2 pseudogenes are annotated in these 2,034 nt (G+C 65.4%); one reads left to right on the top strand and one right to left on the bottom strand.

Annotated elements, in window-relative coordinates:
• Positions 1-1,222: pseudogene (locus WAW17_RS16835) on the bottom strand (hypothetical protein); the annotation flags it as partial.
• Positions 1,223-1,742: 520 nt separating this feature from the next.
• Between WAW17_RS16835 and WAW17_RS16840 the strand changes: the two are divergent.
• Positions 1,743-2,034, top strand: a pseudogene (locus WAW17_RS16840) (hypothetical protein); the annotation flags it as partial.

The following is a 2,034-nucleotide window of genomic DNA, read 5'->3' on the forward strand; positions in this document are numbered from 1 at the left end:
GGGCGGAGTCGGCGACGACGGTGACGCCGCACCGCGCCAGCCACTCCTCCAGCTCGTCCCGCGGCATCGACACCGCGGTCGCGACATCGTCGAGCGCCACCACACCGTTCGACGACTCGAAATCTTCGAGCAGGGTCTGCGTGCGCTTCATCGCGGCCGACACGCTGGGTGCGGCGGCCCAGCCGTCGGTGACCTCGAAGTAGTCGTCGAGACGGTCGAGAACCAGCCACAACGGGACATGCAGGCTCGGCACCTCGGCCGCGATGACGGGGTGGACGGCAAGCAACCGGTGAAGGGACGCGACCGGCTGGATCTCGACGCGCAGGCTCGCCAGCAGGTTCCCGACGGCGGTCCCGAAGCCGCAGGCCGCGTTGAGTGTGGCCTTGATGTCCGCTTCGATCTGCCCGACACGACCGGAGCTGAGTCCCAGCTTGGCGCCGACGGCACCGAGCCGCATCGGTTCGGACGCGAGCAGACGCTCGTGGAGGATGAGCGACTCGCGCTCACCGAGCTGGGTGATCAGGTTCTCGATCTCGTCGACGGCGTCGCCACGGTCGCCTTCGGGCAGGTCGGCCGGTGTCACCGCGTTGAGCCGGGCCGCGAGCTCCTGGATCGGCTCGGGTGATTCGTCGTCGATCTCGACGGTGATCAGTGGCCGGTCACCGTGGCCACGGGCGCGTCGCCAGACCGACAACTGCTGAAGGTCGTCGACGAGCGCCGTGATGACCGGCGGCGTGTCCGGCACGTCGTCCGCTTCGATCCGGGCCCCCAGGTCCCGCACCACTGTGCAGCTGAGGAGGCTATGGACGATGTCCTGGATCGTCTGAGCGCTGGTGCCTCGGATTCCGAACAGGTCGGTGACGGTGTGAGGCAGCAGGCCGGCGAGCGTGGGCTCGGACGTCAAACGCCGCAGAGCCGTGGTGGCGCGGGAGTCGAGGACGAGCGCGGCGACCGGCAGCGCGGCGTCGAGCGAGGGAAAGCTGGCTGCCAGCGCCGCGGGCGCATGGTGGACGACGTAGAGCGCGGAGAGCTCGTCGAGGACCTTTTCCAGGTCGACCTCGAGAGCGGTGAACGACGGCGATTCGCTGAACCACCAGTCCGGCGACGGCGCCAGCGGCTCGAGCAGCGCCGCGCGATCGGAAACGTAGTCATCCAGCCAGGGCAGCAACTCCACCCACAGCGTCTCGCTCAGCGCACCGGCGGAAAGCGCGTTCACCCCCATCGACACCGCACACTCCACTCGCGAACACTTGGAGTCGCTCCGAGACGATCCAACCCCTGTACCCGTGACAAGCTACTCCAGCGACAAACCGGGTGCAGTGTGGGAGGTGGCTTCACCCGCAATACAACAGCGCACACACGCTCAACCGTCCTGCCCTCGCTGAACTCGACGTTCCCCATCCCTCGCCTGCCCCTCGGCGCTATCGAGGTGAGTTCGGTCGGCGCGCGGTCAGGCGAAGCCAGCGGCAAGTAGTCGGACCCTGCCTCCCCGATGACCACGACGACCTACCAGGCTTCGAGGACGGGTAATACTCCGTCGGGTTCCCCAGAATCTCGTCAATGCGCAGTTCCTATCTGGCGTGGTAGAGAAGTACCACAGCCAGGTCAATGAGATCGTGCGGCGAACACCATTCTCCTGCTGGCCGCTCGCAAGATGAGTGGTTCGACGACCTGCAAAGCCGAGGCTAGTACGATCCGAGAATCTGAGAACCTGCCCGTGTTCCGGCGGTTCGCGTATGGGGATGGGTGAAGACATGAAGCGGAAGCGTCGGTTTGAGCGGCTAGCGAATCAAGCGAAGGCGTACCGATCCGAGTTGCGGGCAAAGGTCTCGGAGTTCGCGAAGCAGTTTGAACAGCCACCTAGCCAACTTTGCGCAGACCCAACGTATGTCAGAGAGCTTCAACGCCATGTCTTCGATCCCCACGTCAAGCCGATCAACGAACTTGTCGACAGACTGCGCATTGAACATCCTGACAGCTTCGTACCGTATGTCGCACCGACCTACGGCGGTGTGAACGCACGCGTACTTGCCC

This window comes from Rhodococcus sp. (in: high G+C Gram-positive bacteria), assembly GCF_049286785.1.
GTDB lineage: Bacteria > Actinomycetota > Actinomycetes > Mycobacteriales > Mycobacteriaceae > Rhodococcus_F.